The sequence below is a fragment of the Bartonella sp. OC68QHHN genome (assembly GCF_042193875.1).
GTDB lineage: Bacteria > Pseudomonadota > Alphaproteobacteria > Rhizobiales > Rhizobiaceae > Bartonella > Bartonella grahamii_A.
The window spans coordinates 1-4,348 of sequence record NZ_JBHIME010000031.1; the positions used below are offsets into that span (position 1 = coordinate 1).

Here is a 4,348-nt window from a genome sequence, read left to right on the forward strand (position 1 = left end):
TCAAAAAGATCCGCAAAAACGGGCGAAAATATATGCTGATTTACAACGTGAACTTATGCAAAAAGGACCTTATGCGTTTATCTATCAGAAATATGGCGTTGTCGCTATGACACCGGATATAAAAAAGTGGGTTTGGAATAGTGCACCACATATTTTTTATAGTAAAATTGAAAAATAAGCATGTCTTCAATGTTGTTCAATAGATACAGGACATCGTCATGATATATTCGGCGTATTGTATAAATTTTCAAGCTTTGCAATACGTTGAAGATCATAGGTAATGCGTGATATATTGTTGAATGTCTTTTCAAGACATTGTTTAAGGAGATTTTTCATTCTCATTAGAGGTGTGTTTGTGTAGAGGTTAAGATTGAATATTTTAACTTCTATTGATACAATTCTCAGATGGAATAATGACTCTGGAGATCCCCATACAACGGCTTCAAGCTTTTTTACAACCCTGATAATCGTTTGAAATTGAAAATATAAGCTATTCTAGCTGGTGTTATGGGTATTTTGATGAAGCTATAAATAAAAAGTTTAAAGATGTGTTGTTTCAAAAAGATTCACAGAAACGGGCGTAAAGAATTGAACAATGGTAAGTTTGTTTAGCGAAAAAACAGGTGTAACAAATGTGGCAGAATTTACTGTTTCCGAAATAGCAGGGGCTCTAAAGCGTGTTGTTGAAGAAAAGTTTGGTTATGTACGGGTGCGTGGGGAGATATCAGGTTATCGTGGTACTCATGCTTCGGGACATGCTTATTTTGCTTTAAAAGATGATAAGGCACGGTTGGAAGCTGTTATTTGGCGTGGAGTGATGGAAAAGCTCAAATTTCCTCCTGAAGAAGGGATGGAAGTGGTTGCTGTTGGTAAACTTACAACTTATCCAGGGTCATCGAAATATCAAATTGTCATTGAGGCTCTTGAACCAACGGGGGTTGGTGCTTTGATGACACTTCTTGAAAATCGTAAGAAAAAGTTTGTGGAAGAAGGCTTATTTGATGAAGCAAAGAAAAAACCTTTGCCTTATATGCCCCGAATTATAGGCGTTGTAACATCACCAACAGGTGCTGTTATTCGTGATATTATTCATCGTATATCCGATCGTTTTCCTTTACATATTTTGGTTTGGCCTGTACGTGTTCAGGGGGAAACAAGTGGGAGAGAGGTAGCTGTTGCTGTTGAAGGTTTTAATGCTCTTGCTCCAGGAGGACTTATTCCAAAGCCTGATCTTATTATTATTGCACGGGGAGGGGGAAGTTTAGAAGATTTGTGGGGGTTTAATGATGAAGCTGTTGTTCGTGCTGTTTATGCCTCTGCTCTTCCCGTTATTTCTGCTGTTGGGCATGAAACGGACTGGACTTTGATTGATTATGTCGCTGATTGGCGTTCTCCAACTCCTACAGGAGCGGCAGAAAAGGCTGTTCCCGTTAAGCTTGATCTTGAAGTGTGTGTTGCGTCTCTTGGGGCACGTTTGCGCAAGGGACTTGTGCGTTCTTTTGATTTTCATCAACAAAAGTTGCGTGCAGCCAGACGTGGTCTTCCCACTGTCGACCAACTTTTTGCTTTACCACGGCGTGGTTTTGATGAAATTTCAAATCGATTACAGCGTGCTCTTTGTGTGAGCTACGATAAAAAACGTTTTTCTTTTCATACTCTTTGTTTACGTCTTTCGCTACGCTTGTTAAATAGTGAAAAAGCACAACGCAATACAAAGGAATATACGGCGCGCCTTCATCGTGCTTTTGTGCGTAGTGTGGAAAAACAACGGGCTCAAATGGAGCTTGCATTTAGGCTTTTAAAAAGCACTTCTTATCAAAATATTTTAGAGCGTGGTTTTGTTTTAGCTTTGGGAAAAGATAATAAGCCCATTAAACGGTTGACTCAGTTTCCTGAAACAGGGCAAATAAATTTACGCTTTTTTGATGGTGATATCAGTGTTGCAATACAAGAACCTGTTTTTTCTAAACGTTCAAAATACAAGCAGATAAAGTCACTAAGCGATGATCAAGGAACTCTCTTTTAATACGGTTAATGCCATGCTTGCAGAAGGGCTTCTTAAGGGAGTGGATGGAAAAGTTCGTTGCGCATGGGCTGGAACGGATCCACTTTATTGTGCTTATCATGATAACGAATGGGGAAAACCTGTTTTTGAGGATATCCGTTTGTTTGAAAAAATTTGTCTTGAAGGTTTCCAAGCGGGGCTTTCTTGGTTTACAATTTTAAAAAAACGCTCTTTTTTTCGTATTGCATTTGATCACTTTGACTTTGAAAAGATTGCTCATTATGATGAGCTAAAGGTGCAAATGTTAATGCAGAATAAAGACATTGTTCGCCATCGAGGAAAAATTCAATCAGTGCTTAATAATGCACTTAGAGCACAGGAAATTATAATAAAGTGGGGGAGCTTGTCCCACTATTTTTGGTCTTTTCAGCCACCACAATCAGAGCGTTATGAAAAGATAGACTTTCAAACACTGTCGGCTCATCCTATAACCCCTGCTTCTTTTCGTCTTTCTCAAGACTTGAAGAAACGTGGCTGGACATTTATTGGTCCTACAATTTGTTATGCTTTTATGCAGTCCGTAGGGATTGTTAATGATCATCTTGAAGGATGTTTTTGTCGATAAATTGGCAAACTTTCTTTTGTAAGGGGAATGATCAATAGAATAATAATTAAATTGTTTAACAAATGTATAGATTATACAACTCCACTGTATAAGATAATTGAAATATACAAACTATACAATACAATATTAATGATTTTCTACTGTTGTTGGCACTCAAACCGATAAAGGTATAATTTTGAGGATGAAAAAACAGATGCAAAAAGGAGTGATACCTTAACTGTCATATCTGAAGTTAGATAATAGTAATGTCTTGTATGTTTTAAAGAAACATCTAGTGTACCAAAGCCCATTTTGCGATGCAGCCCGTGAATGATATAATAGTAAATCCATTGTGCACTCCATCTTTACACTTATGAAGGAGAAAATCGTCACCATCACACACTTTACGAGATCTTAATGTTGTGCAACAGTCCTTGGCATTTGAAATGGTTCAGAAGAGGTGTTTTTATTTCTGTTAATGACATGACCGTTATAATAAGTAATGAATATTTTATTCATGTTTATTGGCGAATGCAAAGTGGTTTTTAGATGGGGTGCTGTTGTTGCATTGTTATATTTTACTTGGGTTATATGACTGTTGGTTTATTTGTGTGTAGGTCGATTGCCCAATACTTACCTAGGCAATATAAAATGAAATGCAGCGACGAAAAATTGAAATTAAATGACTCAAGCTGCTTGTGTTGGGTTTTATTATCTGATAGCTTTCTTCTATTAGAGAGTGATCTTGCCGCGTGTGCGCTCCAATTTTTTGGAAGATGATTAAGCTCAGGCAGGTTTGTATCCACTACATCGCTTAGTTGAATCTCTTTATGTTTCTGCTGGAAACGAGAGTTTTGTTGCAGTATGTTGTTTTCTGTTCTATTTTTATAGTGTTAAAGCAATGAGGCACACTAAAGGTTAGAAGGGTTTATATTCGTTATGTCTTTGGGGGAGGTGGTCTAATGAATTTTGTTTTTATCGATGGAGAAGTGCATTTTAGTGTGTATTCTTTTATTCCAAGCTTTATCTCTCAAAAGATAAAGCTTGGAAGGGATGATTCTTCTTATTGTTCCTTTATCTTTGTTAACGTGTTTGGTTTTGTTGGTAAAAACGTAAGACTTTTGACACTTAGGTTTCAAAAGATTAGGCAGATTTTTGTAAGGGGATAGAGTTTTAGAAAAGATCTTTATCTTATGTCTTTCTGCTGTTTTAGTGCAGTCTTGATCATGTAGTAAAGATGCGCCGCATCTTAAAATTGAGCATTTGAGGAGAATGACGATTTTTAAAGTTTACATATTTTATTTTAAATACTGCCTAAAGGAATAGAATAGTGAATTCATAAATCTTTGTGCAATAATTTTTTTAAACTTACCATTTGGGGGGCTGCAAGGCTTATCATTTTGATGATTAATGGGGGCTGATATACTGCATTATCGTATGCAAAGAAAGGTTATGAAAAGAATGTGATACTGGTTAGCAAAACATATATTGCATGTTCGCTATAGTTTGATTGAGACGTAAGACAATGAATTTATAAAGTAAATGACTCTGTATAGGCGATTAGAATGTATTTGTTCAATGTGTATAATTATAAATTTGCTATGTTATTTTAGTGTAATTAATTAATAAAAAATAAATAAAGGGAAAAGTTTATGAATTTAAAAAGAAAAATATTGAAAAGTAGCGGATCTCTTGTTTCTGCTCTTATGGCACTGGGGGTAGTTGTACAACAGGTTCCA

Annotated in this window: 2 protein-coding genes and 2 pseudogenes; all 4 read left to right on the forward strand. The window is 36.2% G+C overall.

Annotated elements, in window-relative coordinates:
- Positions 1-178: pseudogene (locus tag ACFIJ0_RS05580) on the forward strand (ABC transporter substrate-binding protein); the annotation flags it as partial.
- Between the two features lie 207 nt (positions 179-385).
- Positions 386-581: pseudogene (locus ACFIJ0_RS05585) on the forward strand (ABC transporter substrate-binding protein); the annotation flags it as partial.
- Positions 582-595: 14 nt separating this feature from the next.
- Positions 596-2,026, forward strand: coding sequence for an exodeoxyribonuclease VII large subunit (gene xseA / locus ACFIJ0_RS05590; RefSeq protein WP_375622922.1), 1,431 nt, complete (start codon positions 596-598; stop codon positions 2,024-2,026).
- On the forward strand, positions 2,004-2,630 hold the full coding sequence (locus ACFIJ0_RS05595) for a DNA-3-methyladenine glycosylase I (protein ID WP_375622924.1): 627 nt from the start codon (positions 2,004-2,006) through the stop codon (positions 2,628-2,630). Before xseA ends, ACFIJ0_RS05595 begins: the two co-directional genes overlap by 23 nt.
- The last annotated feature ends 1,718 nt before the right edge of the window (positions 2,631-4,348 follow it).

Excerpts from the sequence above, each read along its gene's own strand:
- xseA (WP_375622922.1), top strand. The coding sequence starts at position 596 with ATGGTAAGTTTGTTTAGCGAAAAAACAGGTGTAACAAATGTGGCAGAA.
- ACFIJ0_RS05595 (WP_375622924.1), top strand. The coding sequence starts at position 2,004 with ATGATCAAGGAACTCTCTTTTAATACGGTTAATGCCATGCTTGCAGAA.